The organism is Desulfovibrio sp. X2, assembly GCF_000422205.1.
GTDB lineage: Bacteria > Desulfobacterota > Desulfovibrionia > Desulfovibrionales > Desulfovibrionaceae > Alkalidesulfovibrio.
Genome location: NZ_ATHV01000019.1, coordinates 130,306 through 147,421 on the forward strand (window position 1 = coordinate 130,306; position 17,116 = coordinate 147,421).

The following is a 17,116-nucleotide window of genomic DNA, read 5'->3' on the forward strand; positions in this document are numbered from 1 at the left end:
AATCAGGTTGGAGAAGGGGGAAGGAGGCGCCGGGCGCTCAGCTGCCCGGGGTCTTGGCGTCTTTCGCCTGGGGCGTGTCCGCGGCCGGGGTCTTGCGCGGTCGTCCCGGGCCGTTACCCGGATCGGGCAGAAGCTCGCCGGGCACGCCGAGGTCCACGAGCAGGGCGTGGATGCGCCGTGAGCGGCGCTTGCCCTGCAGCACGTAGGTGATGAACGAGGGGTCCACGCCGATCTGGCGCGCGAGGTCCGCCTTGGAGATGCCGTGGTAGGCCAGCCATGCGCTGACGGCCCGCTCGCGGTCGATCAGGCTGAGATCGAGAAGCAACGACATGGGAAGTATTATGGCAAAAAATTGCCGATTTTAAAAGTAAAAAAAATGGAATGGATGCGGGTTTTCAGGAACGCTACGTCCTGGCCGGGCGACCCGGCCCCGGACCCGGCGTGGGCAGGAGCGAGCGGGGAATCCCGGCCGCCACGAGACGCTCCACGAGATTGCGGGACGCCCGCTCTCCCTTGATGATCCGGGTGATGGCCGAGGGGGACACGCCCACCTCCTCGGCGAGCTTCTTCTCGCAGATGCCGTGGTAGGTGAGCCACGTGCGCAAGGCCTTCTCCCTGTCCACCTTGGTCAGGTCGAGTACGAGATCCATTGCCGCAGTATGGCAAAGAATTGACCTCTCTAAAAGCCCTGGGCGGAGAAAATAACGCCGCGCGGGCAAGCTCCCTATGCGCCAGTCTATTCATCGAGCAGGTCGCGGGGGATGCCCATGTCCACCAGGGCCTTGAGCATGCTTTGCGAGCGTCGCTCCCCGGAGAGCAGGCGCGTGACAGTGGATGCGCTGACACTGAGCTTTCTGGCGATCGTCTTTTCGGAGATTCCGTGGTATATGAGCCAGGTACGCAGCGCTGTCTTGCGCCCGACTTTGCTGAGGTCGAGCAGGAGCTCGGCTGAGTCGTTATTCGAGGCATGGAGCCTCGACGATTGTTCGTCCATTGTATATCCTTTAACTGCTCATCTCCCCTCACTTTTTTCCTAATACGAAAAGGCGCGAACAATTGCAATGGGATAGCCTGATTTGTCTGTTCCGGCGATTTTGCAGCCGTCATGCGGGATTCAGGTCCGCGGGGTCCTTCTGGAAGCAGCCCTGCGTTTTCTGAACATCTTGAATTTTGCATAGATGGCAGGAAATACGTTGCGCAGCCTGACGAATCGTCGGCGCATGGACGGAGAACCGCTGATGACGAGGAGGATGCCGGGGACGATGACCGGCAGGCCGAGGGGCAGGGGCAGGATGTAGAGCGGGATGCCTACGACGACCAGGGTCCAGCCGGTAATGCGGCGCAGACGCTGCGAGGCGAACGGATTGCGTGCTGGATCCGGCATGGGGCGCTCGTGCTGTGCTGTGTCGAAGAAGTCGCATGACATCATGCGCCTGCAAGGTTAAGAACATATGACGCAGGGGCTGGCCGCCGTCTCCCGGCGGCGGTCCGGAGCAACAGGGGAGAGCTTGTGCGGCGCGTGATAGTGAATGCCGACGATTTCGGCCTGTCCGACGGCATCTGCGGGGCCGTGGCGGAACTCATGGCCGCCGGGGCGGTGACCTCGACCACGGTCATGACCTGCGCGGACGGGGCCGAGGAGCGGGTGCGCCGCCATGCCGCCCTGCTCAAGGACCAGGCGGGGGTCCATCTGCAGCTCACAGCGGGCAGTCCCCGCCTGGGGGCCGCGCGCACGCCTTCGCTGGTGGACGAGAGCGGGGCGTTTCACCGCCGCGTTCCCGCGGGCTGGAATCCGGACCCGGCCGAGGTCGAGGCCGAATGGATGGCCCAGGTCGAGGCCCTGATGGCCTGGGGCGTGCAGCCCACGCATCTGGACGGACATCACCACATCCACGTCCGGCCCGGCCTGCGCAAGGTCCTCGTGCGCGTGGCCCGGCGCTTCGGCCTTCCGGTGCGCGCCGTGACCGGCGAGGACGTGACGGCGCTGCGCACGAGCGGCATCGCCTGTCCGGACGTGTTCGTCAGGGACTACGACGAGGGCGAGAGGACGGTGGAGCGGTTCCTGCGCCTGACGCACGGCGCGCTCGAACGGTGCGGGGAGAACGGGATCGTGGAGATCATGGTCCATCCCGGGCTGCCCGAGCCGGAACTCGCGAAGATCACCAGCTACGCTGCCGAACGGGCCGAGGAATGGAGTTCGCTCCGGCTCTCGGGTGCGCGCATGGCCGCGCGCTCCCAGGGGGCGAAGACCACCTCCTACGCCGCCCTCGGCAGGCGCCGCTAGGGGCGCCCGAAGCGTCCCCTCAATCCTCCCGAATCCCCCTGTACCGCCGGGGCAGCCTCCGGATTCAGCCGATGCCGTCGGCCCAGAATCCGGTGCGCTCGAAGGCCACCTTGCCCGTCTCCTTGCGGAACTTGCGCAGCATGACGTAGAGCGCGCCCGCGCCGCCGTGGCGCGGCAGGGCGGTGCAGTAGGCCAGCACCGCGCGGCGCAGCGGCTCGCGTGTGAGCCAGAACTGGATCTCGCGCTTGAGGAGCCCCAGGCCGTGAGGCGAGCCCTTGCCCCGGCCGGGGATGAGCAGGACCACGCGCTTGCCCGAGAAGTAGGCCTCGCGCAGGAAGAAGAGCAGGGCGTCGTAGGCCTGCTCCTGGGTCATGCCGTGCATGTCCAGGTGGGCCTCCACGGCGTACTGTCCGGCCTTGAGGCGGCGGAATATCTTCCCGTCCAGGCCGCGCACCTGGCCGTGCATGAACTCGTCCGTGTATTCCAGCTCGAAATCGAGCTCGCCCGAGAGCAGCTTGTCCAGGGTGGCCACCGTGTCGTCGTCCTGGGGCGCGGCCGGGGCCTTGGGCGGCGGGGCGTCCGGGGCCACGGTGCGTCCGCTGCCGGAAAGGGGCTTCACCCCGCCCATGGCCTGGGCGAAGACCGAGTCCTCGTCCGCCGCGGCAGGCTTGGGGGCAGGCTTTGCCACAGGCTTCGCGGCCTTTGCCCGCGCCTCTTCCTTCGGGGCTATCTTCAGCTTCTTGAGCTTGTCGAAAGGTGTGTTCATTGAAGACCTCGCGAGGGCAGAATAGGGCGCGCCACGCCGCGAAGCAAGGCTGACGCCGGGGGCTGCGTCCGCCCGAAACGTCAGTGGAGGACGGCGTAGAGCCGGGCCAGCCAGGGGCGGGAGTAAATCTCCAGGCGCGAACGAAGCCAGAGCCCGGCCTTGGGCCGGGCCTTGAAGCGGTGCACGGCCAGGGGCGCGCCCGGCGGGTTCGCGCCCGCGCGGGTGCAGAAGAACATCTCGATGCCGAGCCCCTGCGCGATCTCCCGCGCCGTGTTCGTGTACGCCCCCCAGGGCCAGGCGATCGACACCGGGTCGCGGCCGAGCACCTCGCGAAGCGTCGCGACCGAGGCCGTGAGGTCGCGGGCGACGCGCTCCGCGTATTCCCGGTCCGTCTCGTAGCGGCCCCAGTGCTCCTGGGGGACGGCCAGGACCTTGGCCTTCAGCCGCTCCTCGTTTCGCGCGTCCTTGAAGAATTCCAGCGCCTCGCGGTCGTCCTGCGGCACCTCACGCAGGGCCAGCTCGTAGAGCGCGTCCGAGGGCAGATAGGCGTGCGTGGCCAGCCCCGGGGCCTCGGCGAACCGGGGCAGTCCCCAGACGATGCGGCCCGCGATCCCGTCGAAGGTGCGCTTCTTCCGGGAGGGCTTGAAAAAGGTATGGAAATCCGGTTTATGGAAGACCGAGATGTGCGTGTGCCCGTGCGGCTCGATGCGCAGCACCCCGGAAGCCTCGGCGGCCCGCGCTTCCTCGCGGGAGATGAAGAGGTCGCGGCGTACCTCGAGGCCCAGCTCGTCGACCGTGAAGGGGCTGTTCACCGGCGGCAGCCCGGAGGCCTTTATGCGTCCGGCCCAGACGTCGCGCAGCGTGGGGCGCAGCGGCCCCTCGGCCAGACGCTCGGTGACCGCGAAGACGACGCCCTTGTGGCCGTACTTTTCCAGGAGCGGCCAGGCGTAGACCAGGTTGTCCAGGTAGCCGTCGTCGAAGGTGATCAGGCAGGGGCGGCCGGGCAGCCTTTCGCCCCGGACCAGGAAGGCGTGCGCCTCCTCCAGGGACACGCCCCGGAAGCCCGCGGCGGAAAGGAGCCGCATCTGTTCCTCGAAAATGGCCGGGTGCACCGCGATCGGGTTCGCAGGTTCGGCCACATAGTGGTACATGAGGACGGGAAGGCTCTGCGTCATGGGCTGCTTTTACGGCTGATTCCGGAATGTGTCGAGGAACTGCGCGTCAGTTTGTTGACAGACGGAGAACAGGCATTACCTGATGGATTCATACAGAGACGCGAAGGGGCGAGTGCACGCACGCCCCAGGGAGTGCTACCGGACATGAGCGTGAAATACAAGGATTACTACGACCTTCTCGGCGTCAAGCGGAGCTCCACGCAGGAGGAGATCTCCAAGGCTTTCAAGAAGCTTGCCCGCAAGCATCACCCGGACCTGAACCCCAACGACAAGCAGGCCGAGGAGCGGTTCAAGGAGATCAACGAGGCGTACGAGGTCCTGAAGGACCCCGAGAAGCGCAAGCTCTACGACTCGCTCGGACCAAACTGGCAATCCGGCCAGGACTTCCGGCCGCCTCCGGGCTACGAGGACACCCACTTCCAGTTCCGCGGCGGCCCGGGCGGTGGGGGCGGAGCCGGGGACTTCTCGGACTTCTTCGAGTTCCTTTTCGGCGGCGCGGCCGGGGGCGCGGGAGCGCGCTTCTCCGGCGGCCAGGGCGGGTTCGAGAACATCTTCCGCCAGGCTGGCGGTGCGGGCGGCGGCTTTTCCGGCGGGGCCTACTCCGGCGGGCCGCGCACCCGGCGCGGCTCGGACGCCGAGGCGACCCTCGACCTGACCCTCGAGGAGGCCTACAGCGGCGGTCGCAAGTCCATCTCGCTCTCGGTCCAGGAGGCCGGGCCGGACGGCATGCCGCATTTGGCCACCAAGACGCTGCAGGTCAACATTCCCCCGGGCGTGCGCACGGGCCAGCGCATCCGGCTGGCCGGACAGGGCAACCCCGGATTCGGCGGCGGCGCCGCAGGGGACCTCTTCCTGCGGGTCAATCTGCTGCCGCATCCGCGCTACACCGTGGAGGACGTGAACCTCGTCCTGGACCTGCCGCTGGCCCCCTGGGAGGCGGCGCTGGGCGCCACGGTACGCGTGCCCACCCTGGACGGCGCGGTCGAGATGCGCATTCCCGCGGGCACGGGCAGCGGCCAGAAGCTGCGTATGCGTGGCAAGGGCCTCTCCGGGCCGCAGGGCAGGGGCGACCTCTTCGTGCGCGTCATGGTCAAGGTGCCGCAGGCCGCCTCGCCGGAGGAGAAGGAACTCTGGGAGAAGCTGCGCGAGACCTCGTCCTTCAACCCCAGGAACTTCTAGGAGGGTGCGAGCATGAACGAGAGCGACAACCTGCCCGCCCCCTCCGCGCTGATCGCCTGGGCCGAGGTGCTGGAGATCGCCCACATCGGCACCGACCGCATCGCCGAGATCATCGAGCTCGGCTGGATAGAGCCCGTGAGGAGCGGCGAGGACTTCCTCTTCCACCCCGAGGACGTCTACCGCATGAAGAAGCTGAACCGGCTGTGCAACGACATCGGCATGTCGACCATGGCCGGAACCATAGTCGTCGATCTCATCGAGCGCGTCGAGGAACTCGAGGCGCGCATCAGCGAACTCAGGCGCCTGCTGTAGCGGCGCCAAGCCTCGTTTTCGTACGGAGGAACCGCGAATGGATCTGAACAAGTTCACCCAGAAATCCCAGGAAGCCGTGTCCGAGGCCCAGAACGTGGCCGTGCGCTTCGGCCACCAGCAGGTCGACGCGCCCCATCTCCTGCTCGCCCTGGTGGAGCAGGAGAACGGCATCGTGCCGAGCCTGCTGCGCAAGGCGGGCTTCGACCCCAAGGCATATTCCAACGCCGTGGAGGCGGAGCTGGGCAAGATGCCCAAGGTCTCCGGCCCCGGCGCGCAGCCCGGCCAGATATACGTCACCCCGGCGCTGCAGGAGATCCTGCTCAAGGCCGAGCAGGCCGCGCGCAAGATGACCGACGAGTACACCTCGGTGGAGCACATCTTCCTGGCCCTGTGCGAGCAGCCTTCCGGCACCCCGGTGGGCCGCGTGAACCGCACCTTCGGCCTGGACAAGGACAAGGTCCTGGCCGTGCTCACCCAGGTGCGCGGCTCGCAGCGCGTGACCTCGGCCAACCCGGAGGAGACCTACGAGGCGCTCGCCAAGTACGGCCGCGACCTCGTGGAGGAGGCGCGCAAGGGCAAGCTCGACCCGGTCATCGGCCGCGATGCCGAGATCAGGCGCTGCGTGCGCATCCTCTCGCGCCGCACCAAAAACAACCCCGTGCTCATCGGCGAGGCGGGCGTGGGCAAGACCGCCATCGTCGAGGGGCTGGCCCAGCGCATCCTCAAGGCCGACGTGCCCGAGGGGCTGAAGGACAAGACCATCTTCTCCCTGGACATGGGCGCGCTCATCGCGGGCGCCAAGTACCGGGGCGAGTTCGAGGAGCGCCTGAAGGCCGTGCTCAAGGAGGTGCAGTCGTCCGAGGGCCGCATCCTCCTGTTCATCGACGAGATCCACACCATCGTCGGCGCGGGCAAGGCCGAGGGCGCCATGGACGCGGGCAACCTGCTGAAGCCGATGCTCGCGCGCGGCGAGCTGCACTGCATCGGCGCCACGACCATCGACGAGTACAGGAAGAACATCGAGAAGGACCCGGCGCTCGAGCGCCGCTTCCAGCCGGTCATGGTCGAGGAGCCTACGGTGGAGGACACCGTCTCCATCCTGCGCGGGCTCAGGGAGCGTTTCGAGGTCCACCACGGCGTGCGCATCGCGGACGCCGCGCTGGTCGAGGCGGCCGTGCTCTCGCACCGCTACATCACGGACCGCCAGCTCCCGGACAAGGCCATCGACCTCATCGACGAGGCCGCGGCCATGATCCGCACGGAGATCGACTCCATGCCCACGGAGCTCGACGAGCTGAACCGCCGCGTGCTCCAGCTCGAGATCGAGCGCGAGGCACTTAGGCGCGAGACCGACGAGAAGTCGCGCGACCGGCTGGCCAGGCTCGAGAAGGAGCTGGTGGACCTGAAGGAGGCCCGCGACGAGCTCATGCGGCAGTGGGAGAACGAGAAGGCCGGAATCGAGGGCGTGCGCAAGATCAAGGAAGAGATCGAGCGTACCCGGCTCGAGATCGAGGAGGCCGAGCGCGCCCTGGACTACAACAAGGCCGCGGAGCTGCGCTATTCCAAGCTGCACACCCTGGAGCAGCAGCTCCTGGCCGCCGAGGGCTGCGAGGAGGGCGGGGAGCCCTGCCGCAGGCTGCTCAAGGAAGAGGTCGGCCCGGACGACATCGCAGAGATAATCGCCCGCTGGACCGGCATCCCCGTGGCCCGTCTCGTGGAGGGCGAGCGCGAGAAGCTGCTGCGCCTGCCCGAGGTGCTGCATGCCCGCGTGGTCGGCCAGGACGAGGCCGTGCGCGCCGTGTCCGACGCCGTGCTGCGCGCCCGCGCCGGACTCAAGGACCCGCGCCGCCCCATCGGTTCCTTCATCTTTCTCGGCCCCACGGGCGTGGGCAAGACCGAGCTGTGCAAGACCCTGGCCGAGGCCCTGTTCGACTCCGAGGAGAACATGGTCCGCCTGGACATGAGCGAGTACATGGAGAAGCACACCGTGGCGCGCCTCATCGGGGCGCCTCCGGGGTACGTGGGCTACGACGAGGGCGGCCAGCTGACCGAGGCCGTGCGCCGCAAGCCCTACGCCGTGGTGCTCTTCGACGAGATCGAGAAGGCCCACCCGGACGTCTTCAACGCCTTGCTCCAGATCCTGGACGACGGGCGGCTGACCGACTCCAAGGGCCATACCGTGGACTTCAAGAACACGATCATCATCATGACCTCGAACATCGGCTCGCAGTACATGATCGAGGGCATCTCGCCCGAGGGCGACTTCAGGCCCGGCGTGCGCGACCAGGTCATGGCCGACCTGCGCCGTGGCTTCAGGCCGGAGTTCTTGAACCGCGTGGACGAGATCGTGCTCTTCAAGCCGCTTCTGCCCGAGCAGATCAAGGCCATCGTGGAACTGCAGGTGGAGGGGCTGCGCAAGCGACTGGCCGAGCGCAAGATCGAGCTCACGCTCACGGACGACGCCAAGGACTTCATCGCCCACGCGGCCTACGATCCGGTCTACGGCGCGCGGCCGCTCAAGCGCTACGTCTCCGCCCATCTGGAGACGCCGCTGGCCAGAAAGCTCATCGGCGGCGAGCTCGGCGACGGCCAGACCGTGACCATCGGCACCGACGGCGAGGAGCTGACCTTCTCGGCGTCGTAGGATCGAAAGGAATCAGTCGACAGATCGAAGGCCCGGTCCGCGCATGCGGACCGGGCTTTTTTCGCGCCGGGGGGACGGCACAGGGGCTTGGGAGGGGGAGACGAATCGGCTCGTGTCGCGTTCGTGAAAAAAGTCGATATGCTGCGCAGGAGTCGTACGCGACACGTGAACCGGGCGACTGCACGGTTCCGCCGCCGTCGGCGGCGTGAGCAAGCCGAAAACCACGTTTTCGGCGCAGCGATCTTCCGCAAAATACGGCTTTGCGTATTTTGCGGACATCACACTAGTCTGCACGGACAAGGCTTTTCGGGAGGCTATCATGTCCTGCATCCGGAAGTTCGTCGCCCGGCGCGCGCCGCGCCTGGCCTGGGCCCTGGTCCTCGCCCTCTGCCTCCGTGCCGTGGCCGCCGCGGCCGGGCCGTACCACGGCAACGTGAAGAGCCGCATCTTCCACGCTCCGTCCTGCCGCTACTACGACTGCGGCGCGTGCAGCGCGGTCTTCTCCTCGCGGGAGCAGGCCCTGGCCGCGGGATACCGGCCCTGCAAGGTCTGCCGCCCCTAGCCGTTCCGGGCGGCCTTTAATTCTCGCGGCGCGTGGCGCGGTAAACCGCCGTGCCGTCGTCCGCGTCTATCCACCTGCCTTCGCACAGGAACGCCAGGGCCGAGGCAGCCTCGGACGCGGTGAGGCCCAGTCGGCCGCATATCTCCGCGGCTCCCGCGCCGGGGTGGTCCAGGATGTCGTAGTAGATCCGCCACAGGGTCTGCGCGCGCTGCACCATTTCCCGGCCTCCCCGCTCAGAAGATGCTCACGATCATGCGCACGGCCAGGAAGAGGAGCAGCACGGCGAAGATCTTCCTCAGCCTGCCCACGGGCAGGGCGTGGGCCATGCGCGCGCCCAGGGGCGCCGTGACCACGCTCAGGCAGACGATGGCGGCCAGGGCGGGCAGGTCCACGTAGCCCAGGGAATGGGCGGGCAGGCCGCTCTCGTGCAGTCCGTTGGCCACGTAGCCGATGGTCCCGGCCAGGGCCAGGGGCAGGCCGAGGGCGGCCGAGGTGCCGATGGCCTCGTGCATGGGCACGCTGTTCCAGGCGAAATAGGGCACGGAGAGGGTGCCGCCGCCGATGCCGACCATGCTCGAGATGGTTCCGATGATCCCGCCCGCGCCGAGCAGCCCCGTCTTGCCCGGCAGGGGGCGCGCGGCCTTGGCGGAGGAGCCGAGGAGCATGCGCGCGGCCGCGAAGCAGAGAAAGACCGCGAAGACGCCCTTCAGGAGGTCCGAGGGCAGGTGCGAGGCCAGGAGGGAGCCGAGGTACGAGCCGACCAGGATGCCCAGCACGATGCGGCCCGCGAGCGGCCAGTTCACCGCGCCCCGCCTGTTGTGCGAGATGGTGCTCGAGATGGTGGTGAAGATGATGCTGGCCATGGACGTGCCGAGGGCCACGTGCATGACCAGGGGCGCGGGCACGCCCTCGTGGGGCAGGATGCAGGCCATGAGCGGCACCACGATGAGCCCGCCGCCGATTCCCAGAAGACCGGCGAAGAGGCCGGCAACCGCGCCGCCGAAGGCATAGAAGAGAGCGAAGCCGACCATGGCCGTGACTCCTTGTCCTTACTGCACGGCATCCGGGGCCGCGCCCAGGACGTCGGCCTCGATGCGTTCGAGATGTTCTTCCATGAGCCGCTTGCAGGCAGTCGCATCGCGCTTTTCGACGGCGTCGATGATGCGCAGGTGGCTTTCCAGTGAATCGTGGCGCCGTCTGGGGCTTTGCAGATGCTCGGAGCGGCTCTCGGCGACCATGTCGGCCAGCGCGGCCATGGCCGCTGCCAGGACCTCGTTGCCGCTCGCCCGGGCGAGGAGCATGTGGAAGGCCTCGTCCAGGTCCGTGTCGTCCGCGCCCGCGAGCTGGCGGCGCTGCTGGTCGAAGACCAGGATCTTCATCTCCTCGATCTCGCGCTCCGTGGCGTTGGCCGCCGCCAGGGCGGCCATGTCCGGCTCCACCATGCGGCGGAACTGGAGCACGTCTTCCAGCCGCTTGGCCTGGGCCGCGAAGGCCTGCTCGAAGGAGGCGCGGAGCATGGCCTCGTCCTGTTCGCGCACGTAGGTGCCGTCGCCCTGGCGGCTTTCGAGCACCCCCTGCTCGGCCAGGGCGCGGATGGCTTCGCGCACGCTGTTGCGCGAGACGCCGAGGCGCTCGGCCAGGGTGCGCTCCGGCGGCAGCTTGTCGCCGACGCTGAGCTGCCCGGAGTCGATCATCTCCTGCAGGGTGGCGAGGGTCTGCTTGAATCGGGACACGTCAGGCTCCTTTGTCGAATTGGTTGGTCCAATTCCGTTCTTGCTCGTATTGGTCCAACCAATATGACCGGGGCAGTCGCTCGTCAAGGAGTTTCTTGCAACAAAAAGGCGGGAAAATGGGAGTCGAGAAGATATTGGAAGGACCAATAAGGGGCCCGGCAGAAGCGGAGGACCCCACGGTCGGCCGCGGCGGGGGACGGGATTCGAGAGAGGAGAAAAGAAACGGCCGCGCCCGGGATGGGCGCGGCCGTGGAAGGATGCGGGGATATGCCGGGCGGCGTTACTGCGCCGCGGGGGATTCGGATGTCTGTGCGGGCGACTGCTCCGGCGTCTGTTCGGCCGGTTTCTCGACCTTCTGGTCGGCAGGCTGCCCGGCCGTTTCGTCGGCCTTTTCGCGGGCCGCCGCCTCGGGCTGCTCCGCCTTCGCGGCCTCCTCGCCCAGGGCCGCGCCCGCCTCGTCGGCGGCCGGTTCGGCCGTGGTTCCGGCCTGCGCGACGCTGTCCTTGACCACCAGCACGTAGGGCCGGTCCACGATCCACTGCTCCTGCACCACGCGCATGGGCGGGAAGTCGTCCTTGTACGCCAGGTAGTCCTTCTTCTTGAAGGCCACCACGGCCGTGGGGTGCTCGGCCAGGAAGGCCGCCATGGCCTTGACGTCCTGGGTCTCGAAGTAGTCCGTGTCCGCGTAGAAGGTGTAGATCCCCGCGTAGACGTTGAAGGCCGCGGGCGCGTAGCCGCGCTCGACGTATTCCTTCATGGCCAGGGCCTGGGCCTTGGGGCTCATGGCCGCGTCGAGCGACGGGATGGTCATGAGGCCGAGCGGCACGAGGCTCACGGTCACGCCCACGCAGAGCGCCAGGGCCGCGAGCCGCATCTCGGCGCCGCGCAGGCGCCAGAGCACGAAGGCGGTGAGGCCGAGGCAGAGGAAGACCACGCCCGTGCCGCCCACCGGGATGGGCCACGGGCTGCCGACCTCGAAGAAGGGCACGGCCAGGGCCAGCAGGGCCATGACCGCGGCGGACAGCGACCAGAAGCGGCGCGAGCGCGCCTCGGAGAGGTCGAACAGCGCCCCGGCCATGAGGATGGCCGCCGGGGCGAAGAGGGGCAGGGCGTAAATGACGATCTTGGTCTGCACCGAGGAGAGCAGGAGGAACTCGGAGAGGAAGACGACCCACAGGAAGGTCTTGCCGCCTGCCTCGCGCCGCGCGCCCCAGATGTCGATCATGCGCTCGAGCGTGAGCCGCTTCCAGGGCAGGCAGAAGAGGATCATTGTCCAGGGCAGCCAGACCAGGGGCAGGGTGGCCAGGTAGTGCCACCAGGGCTCCTCGTGGTGCCAGGAGTGCAGGGCGCGCTCGTAGATCTGCTTGTGGAAGATGTTCTGCAGGTAGGCCGGGCCTTCGACGAGGCGCGAGCCCCCGGCCCAGGCCGCGAGGATGACGAGCAGGATGAGGGCGCCGATGCCCGCGTCCCGGCGTGCGAGGCGCCCGAGACGTCCGGTCCAGGCCAGGAAGATGACGATGGCGAGCAGCGGGAAGGCCAGGCCGAAGGGGCCCTTGGTCAGGGTGGCCAGGGCGCAGAACAAAAAGCCCAGGGGCACGAGGCGAGAGGGCTCGTCGTCGCGCGTGCCGAGGTAGAGGCAGGCCTGCGAGGCCATGATGAAGGCCGCGAACAGCAGGTCCATGCGCGAGTACTGCGAGAGGCCGATGAAGTAGTAGGTGGAGAGCAGGATGAGCCCCGAGAGCAGGGTGACGTCCTTGCCTTCCTTGGCCACCGCGCGGGAGAGAACGCAGCTTGCCAGGAGATAGATCGCGGCCGAGATCGTGGCCCCGAGGTAGAACATGGTCGGCGTGGCCTTGCCCGTGAAGAGCGAGACGAGCCCGAGGAACCAGAAGTAGACGGGCGGCTTGTCCGGGTACATCTCGCCGTTCAGGTGCAGCACGAGCCAGTGGCCGTTCAGCATCTCCCTGAAGGCGCCGGCGTAGCGCACTTCGTCGGAGAACCACAGGCCCCTGTGCCCGGCGATCATGGGCAGGGCCTGCAGGGTCAGGACGACCAGGAGGAAGATGTAGGGGCGGCTGCGTGCCAGCTCCCAGATGAAGCGCAGGGTGTTTTTGAGCATGGGCGGGGTATACCCTCAAGCCACCGCCCATGCAAGGAGGCGTCCCGGCCGCGCTCGGCGGCGCGGCCCGCTCAGGCGGCGTGCGCCGAGCCCTGCCCCAGGTAGCGGTCCATCTCGCGGACCTTGGCCACGATGCGCTTGAACAGGCTCCTGATCTCGGCCATGTCGCGCAGCTCGTAGCGGCTGCGGGCGCGCACGAGGCCCGCCAGGTCCATGATCTCGTTGAAGAGGTAGGGCGTGTACAGGGGATCCTGCTTCACGAAGACCTCGACCTGCCCGAGCAGCTGGTTGACCGCCGCCTGGTTCTTGTCGAGCTTCTTGAAGAGCTTCTCCAGACGTTTCTCCACGTTGCGCAGCGAGCTCGACCAGGCCCTGGCCCTGGCCTCGAAGACCGGCCTGGGGGCGGGCGTGCGCGCCTTCTTCATGGCCGCCATGAGGTTTTCCAGGTTCTCCGGGGAGCTTTCGAGCAGCTTCTGCCCGCAGACCTCGGCCCAGGTCACGTTGGCCGCGCCCTTGATGGGCGAGCCGCCGCCGTAGAGGTTGTAGGCCTTGATCGTGGTGCGGGAGAGGTCGTCCTCCACGTCGCGGCGCGCGGCCAGGAGCTGGGGGGAGGTGAGGATCTCGCGCCCGGCGATGTCCTTGACCTTGACGTTGTAGATCCTGCTCACGCTCGCGGCGTCGGCCTTGCCGTGGTGGCCTCCGGCGTGGGTGGTGTCGCCCGGGCAGGCGAAGTCCTGGCCCACGAGCAGGATGCGCTCCATGCCCATCCAGCAGAGCAGGCGCAGCATGGTCACGCCCACGTTGCCGCCCGCGTCCAGCACCAGCTCGCGGCCGTTGAAGACGAAGGTGGACAGTCCGCCGAGCGTCCACAGGGGGATGGTGGGGCCGGGGTATTCGGCCAGCGCGACGGGGTCGAGCTTGGTGGAGTAGATGAGCGGCACGTTGCGGGCCGCTTCCTTGTCCAGGCGCGAATAGACCGCGCGCATGCCTTCCGAGTAGTCGATGGCCAGGCAGAAGTGGGGGCGGATGCCCTGGCGCTGCAAAGCGGGCAGGGCCTGCAGCGAGGTCACGTAGAGGGCGTCCGGGGACCGGTCGCGGAAATGCGCGGCATTGACGTCCAGGGAGGGACCGGCGCCGAAGATCACGCCCGTGAGGCCGGAGCCCGTGCCCTTGAGCGGCATGAGCGAGCCGTCGCCCGCGGCGCGGGAGAAGTTCTTGAGCTCGTTGCCGACCATCACGTCCTGGCGGAGCCGCAGCGTGGTCATCTCCACGGAGAAGCTCTCCATGCGCGCGCGGCAGCGCAGCAGCCAGTGGGAGTATTCGGGGCCGAGCTGCTTGCTCGGGGTGTCCTCGCGCAGGATGACCCGGCCGAAGAGGAACTGCAGGTCCAGGTGGCGCACCGCCTCCTGGACCGCGCTCTCCAGCGGCGGGATGAAGTGCAGGCGCTTTTCGCGCAGGAAGGGGGTGTAGTCGGTCTGGCCCAGGCAGGCCAGGAGCATTTCGGGACGGGGCTCGAGGACCACGATCTTGTGCGAGGGCGGCGTGGCCGTGAGCACGTGGTTCAGGCCGTAGCCCACGTTGCAGCCGATGATCACCGTGGCGCTCTTGTCCACGTTCTCGCCGTAGGTCCACTTGCCGTACCAGGCCGTCGGCGGCACGGGATCGAACATCCCCTGGCCGTTCTGCATGCGCCAGTCCAGCGCGCCGTGGGCGTTGTGGAAGACGCTCTTCTCGAGGGTCTGCATGTCGTAGCGCTGCGACCACAGCCAGGAGTGCAGCGCGGGGTTCATCTCCTTGATGACGTCGAGATTGTCCTTGAGGAAGTGGTAGAGCTTCATGCGGGTCCCTGCTTTGAACGGGCTTTGAACGGCTTCTTGCGCGCGGTCCCGAATTTGCCTAGACAAAGGCCTTCTGGCCGCGCCGAACAATTGACTGCCAACGACTGCCGGGCGTACTGCATGATCTATTCCAATCTTCTCGAGCTCGTCGGGCACACCCCGCTGCTCGAGCTTTTGCGCATCAATCCGAGGCTTGACGCCGCCGCGGCCCCCGCCGCCGCGACCGCTCCCGTCGTCAGACTTTTGGCGAAGATCGAGTCCAAGAACATCGGCGGCTCCATCAAGGACCGGGTGGCCCTGTCCATGATCGAGGCCGCCGAGGCCTCGGGCGAGCTGACCCCGGACAAGACCGTCATCGAGGCCACCAGCGGCAATACGGGCGTGGGGCTGGCCATGGTCTGCGCGGTGAAGGGCTACAAGATCATGCTGCTCATGCCCGAGTCGGCCAGCGAGGAGCGCAAGCGCATCATGCGCGCTTACGGGGCGGAGCTTCGCCTCACGCCCGGCCACATGGGCACGGACGGCGCCATCGAGGAGGCCTACCGCCTGGCCCGCGAGGAGCCCGGGAAATACGTGCTCCTGGACCAGTACAACAACCCCGCGAGCATCGCGGCCCACTACCGGGGCACGGCCCAGGAGATCTGGGACGACACGGACGGCCGGGTGACCCACGTGGTCGCCTCGCTCGGCACCACGGGCACGGTCATGGGCCTTTGCCGCCGCCTGCACGAGCTGAACCCCGCCATCCGCGTGGTGGCCGTGGAGCCCTATGCCGGGCACAAAATCCAGGGGCTCAAGAACATGCAGGAGTCCTACCCCCCCGGCATCTGGGACAAGCAGCAGCCTGACGAGATCGTGCACGTGGAGGACGAGGCGGCCTTTGCCATGGCCCGCCGACTGGCCCGCGAGGAGGGGCTTCTCGTGGGCATGAGCTCGGGCGCGGCGGCGGCCGCCGCCGTGCGCCTGGCCGCCGAGCTCGACGAGGGCCTCGTGGTCTTCCTCTGCCCGGACAGCGGCGAGCGCTATCTTTCCACGAGCCTCTTCGCCACGCCCGAGCGCACGGGGCAGAGGATGTTCAGCCTGGCCAGCGAGGCCAAGGAAGTCCTGCTGCCTGGGCCCAAGGGACTTTCCGTCTTCACGCCCGGCCCTGCCCTGGACGCGCTTTCCGACGCCGAGGCCTGGCGCCGCATCCTGCTCGCCGACGTCGTCGTGCGGGCGCAGGCAGCGCGCGGCAACGCGGCCCAGGCCGTGGTCGGCCTGGCGGACATGGACGACCGCGCCCTCGAGGCGGCCCGTGCGGCGGGCATGTCGCGCGAGGCCTTCGCCGCCTTGTGCCTCAAGACCGTGCGCGCCATGGCCAGGCGCCTGGGCGTGGGCGACGGGGTGCGCTTCGTGCTCGCGACGAGCGCCACGGACCGCGCGCTCACGCTCACGCGAAAGCTCCTCGGCCGCGGCCTGGCCTACGAGAAGCTGCGCAGCGTCTATTTCGACGTGCAGCGCGAGCGCGACTATGGCGCCACCTCGCGCGCCGACACGAGCGGCCTGAAGATCGGCCACACCGTGGACCTCGCGGCCTACGCCAAGGACAACCCGCTGGACTTCACCCTGCTCAAGCGCGCCTCCCTGGCCGACCTCAAGGCGGGCGACGTGCTGGACACGGAGTGGGGCAAGGTGCGGCCGAGCTGGTTTTTGCAGCTCGCCGCTGCCGCCCTGGAGAACCTTCCCTCCGTGGACCTCTTCCTGGCCGCCGAGGCGCACCGCTTCCCGCATCTGGAGAACTTCGCCGCCATCCTGACGCGGGCGGGCGGGGCCAGGCCCCAGGTCTGGGCCGTGAGCCAGCCCGTGCAGGGCAGGCCTGAAGGGGCGGAAGGCGAGGGGGGAGAGGAGACGGCCGACCTGGCCGGGCTCCTCGAGAGCGCCGCGCCGCACGACGTGCGCATGTGGCTGCTCTCGACCTCCTACCGCAAATCCCTGGCCGTGACGCGCGGCAGCCTGGCCATGTGGCAGCGCAACCGTCGCAAGGCGCAGGATCTGCTGCTGGCCCTGCACCAGGCCGCCGCGCAGAACGCGCCGACGCCTCCGGACGCCGAGGGAGCCAAGGAGATCGAGCAGGCGGTCCACGACCTGAAGGGCGCCTTCAGCCTGGCGCTGGAGGACGACCTGGGGCTGCACCATTTCTGGCCCGCTCTCTTCGCCTTCATCCGCCGGGTCAACTCCCGGCTCGCGGGCGGAGCCAGCGGTCCGGCGGCGGGAGAGGCCCTTGCCGCCCTGCGCGAGGTGGACGCGGTGCTCGGCTTCCTCGATCCCGTGGACGCGGCCTCCCTGCCGCTCGCCCCCGAGGCCTGGCCCGCAAAGGCCGCGGCCCTGGTGGCCGAGCGCGACGCCGCCCGCGCGGCGCGGGATTTCGCCCGTGCGGACGAGCTGCGCGACCGGCTCGCGGGCATGGGGCTTCGCGTCGAGGACACGCCCGGGGGGGCGCGGGTCTACCGTATGTCTTCCTGAGG

The 17,116-nt window shown here is 68.3% G+C and carries 17 protein-coding genes; 6 read left to right on the forward strand and 11 right to left on the reverse strand.

All coding sequences use genetic code 11. The features are described 5' to 3' along the window. Positions 1 to 37: 37 nt before the first annotated feature. The 4 genes from DSX2_RS07525 to DSX2_RS07540 all read right to left on the reverse strand — a co-directional run bounded on the left by DSX2_RS07525 (position 38) and on the right by DSX2_RS07540 (position 1,426). Positions 38 to 331, reverse strand: a complete 294-nt coding sequence (locus tag DSX2_RS07525; RefSeq protein ID WP_020880568.1) for a hypothetical protein — start codon at positions 329 to 331, stop codon at positions 38 to 40. A gap of 73 nt (positions 332 to 404) precedes the next feature. Beyond that, complete coding sequence (locus tag DSX2_RS07530; RefSeq protein ID WP_020880569.1) at positions 405 to 650, reverse strand: helix-turn-helix transcriptional regulator; 246 nt, start codon at positions 648 to 650, stop codon at positions 405 to 407. 86 nt (positions 651 to 736) lie between these two features. After that, positions 737 to 994, reverse strand: a complete 258-nt coding sequence (locus DSX2_RS07535) for a helix-turn-helix transcriptional regulator (RefSeq protein WP_020880570.1) — start codon at positions 992 to 994, stop codon at positions 737 to 739. 120 nt (positions 995 to 1,114) lie between these two features. After that, a complete protein-coding gene (locus DSX2_RS07540; RefSeq protein ID WP_020880571.1) occupies positions 1,115 to 1,426 on the reverse strand; it encodes a hypothetical protein in 312 nt (103 codons plus the stop codon). Positions 1,427 to 1,519: 93 nt separating this feature from the next. On the opposite strand from DSX2_RS07540, the gene DSX2_RS07545 reads away from it, so the two are divergent. Continuing rightward, positions 1,520 to 2,284, forward strand: coding sequence for a ChbG/HpnK family deacetylase (locus tag DSX2_RS07545; protein WP_172640014.1), 765 nt, complete (start codon positions 1,520 to 1,522; stop codon positions 2,282 to 2,284). Between the two features lie 64 nt (positions 2,285 to 2,348). On the opposite strand, the gene DSX2_RS07550 is transcribed toward DSX2_RS07545, so the two are convergent. Together DSX2_RS07550 and DSX2_RS07555 are read right to left on the reverse strand one after the other, a co-directional pair. Continuing rightward, a complete protein-coding gene (locus DSX2_RS07550) occupies positions 2,349 to 3,050 on the reverse strand; it encodes a Smr/MutS family protein (protein WP_020880573.1) in 702 nt (233 codons plus the stop codon). Between the two features lie 80 nt (positions 3,051 to 3,130). Further along, positions 3,131 to 4,225 (reverse strand): polysaccharide deacetylase family protein, encoded by a 1,095-nt coding sequence (locus tag DSX2_RS07555; protein ID WP_020880574.1) that lies wholly within the window; start codon positions 4,223 to 4,225, stop codon positions 3,131 to 3,133. A 144-nt stretch (positions 4,226 to 4,369) separates the two neighbouring features. On the opposite strand from DSX2_RS07555, the gene DSX2_RS07560 reads away from it, so the two are divergent. The 4 genes from DSX2_RS07560 (at position 4,370) to DSX2_RS07575 (ending at position 8,922) form a co-directional block, all read left to right on the forward strand. Next, the gene (locus DSX2_RS07560; protein WP_020880575.1) at positions 4,370 to 5,404 is read left to right on the forward strand and encodes a DnaJ C-terminal domain-containing protein; all 1,035 of its coding nucleotides are present in this window, start codon (positions 4,370 to 4,372) and stop codon (positions 5,402 to 5,404) included. Positions 5,405 to 5,416: 12 nt separating this feature from the next. Further along, a complete protein-coding gene (locus DSX2_RS07565) occupies positions 5,417 to 5,716 on the forward strand; it encodes a chaperone modulator CbpM (protein WP_020880576.1) in 300 nt (99 codons plus the stop codon). 37 nt (positions 5,717 to 5,753) lie between these two features. Beyond that, positions 5,754 to 8,360: an ATP-dependent chaperone ClpB gene (gene clpB, locus DSX2_RS07570; RefSeq protein ID WP_020880577.1), complete on the forward strand. Its 2,607-nt coding sequence runs from the start codon at positions 5,754 to 5,756 to the stop codon at positions 8,358 to 8,360. Positions 8,361 to 8,679: 319 nt separating this feature from the next. Further along, complete coding sequence (locus DSX2_RS07575; RefSeq protein ID WP_020880578.1) at positions 8,680 to 8,922, forward strand: Ada metal-binding domain-containing protein; 243 nt, start codon at positions 8,680 to 8,682, stop codon at positions 8,920 to 8,922. A gap of 16 nt (positions 8,923 to 8,938) precedes the next feature. Here the strand turns inward: DSX2_RS07575 and DSX2_RS07580 are convergent, their stop codons facing one another. From DSX2_RS07580 to DSX2_RS07600, 5 genes are all read right to left on the reverse strand, one after another. Beyond that, positions 8,939 to 9,139 carry a winged helix DNA-binding protein gene (locus tag DSX2_RS07580; RefSeq protein ID WP_020880579.1) on the reverse strand — a complete coding sequence of 67 codons (201 nt, stop codon included), beginning with the start codon at positions 9,137 to 9,139 and terminating at the stop codon, positions 8,939 to 8,941. 16 nt (positions 9,140 to 9,155) lie between these two features. Further along, positions 9,156 to 9,953, reverse strand: a complete 798-nt coding sequence (locus tag DSX2_RS07585; RefSeq protein ID WP_020880580.1) for a sulfite exporter TauE/SafE family protein — start codon at positions 9,951 to 9,953, stop codon at positions 9,156 to 9,158. Between the two features lie 18 nt (positions 9,954 to 9,971). Continuing rightward, positions 9,972 to 10,655 carry a FadR/GntR family transcriptional regulator gene (locus tag DSX2_RS07590; RefSeq protein ID WP_020880581.1) on the reverse strand — a complete coding sequence of 228 codons (684 nt, stop codon included), beginning with the start codon at positions 10,653 to 10,655 and terminating at the stop codon, positions 9,972 to 9,974. Positions 10,656 to 10,935: 280 nt separating this feature from the next. Continuing rightward, positions 10,936 to 12,774 carry a glycosyltransferase family 39 protein gene (locus tag DSX2_RS07595; RefSeq protein ID WP_020880582.1) on the reverse strand — a complete coding sequence of 613 codons (1,839 nt, stop codon included), beginning with the start codon at positions 12,772 to 12,774 and terminating at the stop codon, positions 10,936 to 10,938. Positions 12,775 to 12,845: 71 nt separating this feature from the next. After that, positions 12,846 to 14,612 carry a motility associated factor glycosyltransferase family protein gene (locus DSX2_RS07600; protein WP_020880583.1) on the reverse strand — a complete coding sequence of 589 codons (1,767 nt, stop codon included), beginning with the start codon at positions 14,610 to 14,612 and terminating at the stop codon, positions 12,846 to 12,848. Between the two features lie 120 nt (positions 14,613 to 14,732). On the opposite strand from DSX2_RS07600, the gene DSX2_RS07605 reads away from it, so the two are divergent. Beyond that, on the forward strand, positions 14,733 to 17,114 hold the full coding sequence (locus DSX2_RS07605) for a cysteine synthase (RefSeq protein WP_020880584.1): 2,382 nt from the start codon (positions 14,733 to 14,735) through the stop codon (positions 17,112 to 17,114). Positions 17,115 to 17,116 lie beyond the last annotated feature (2 nt).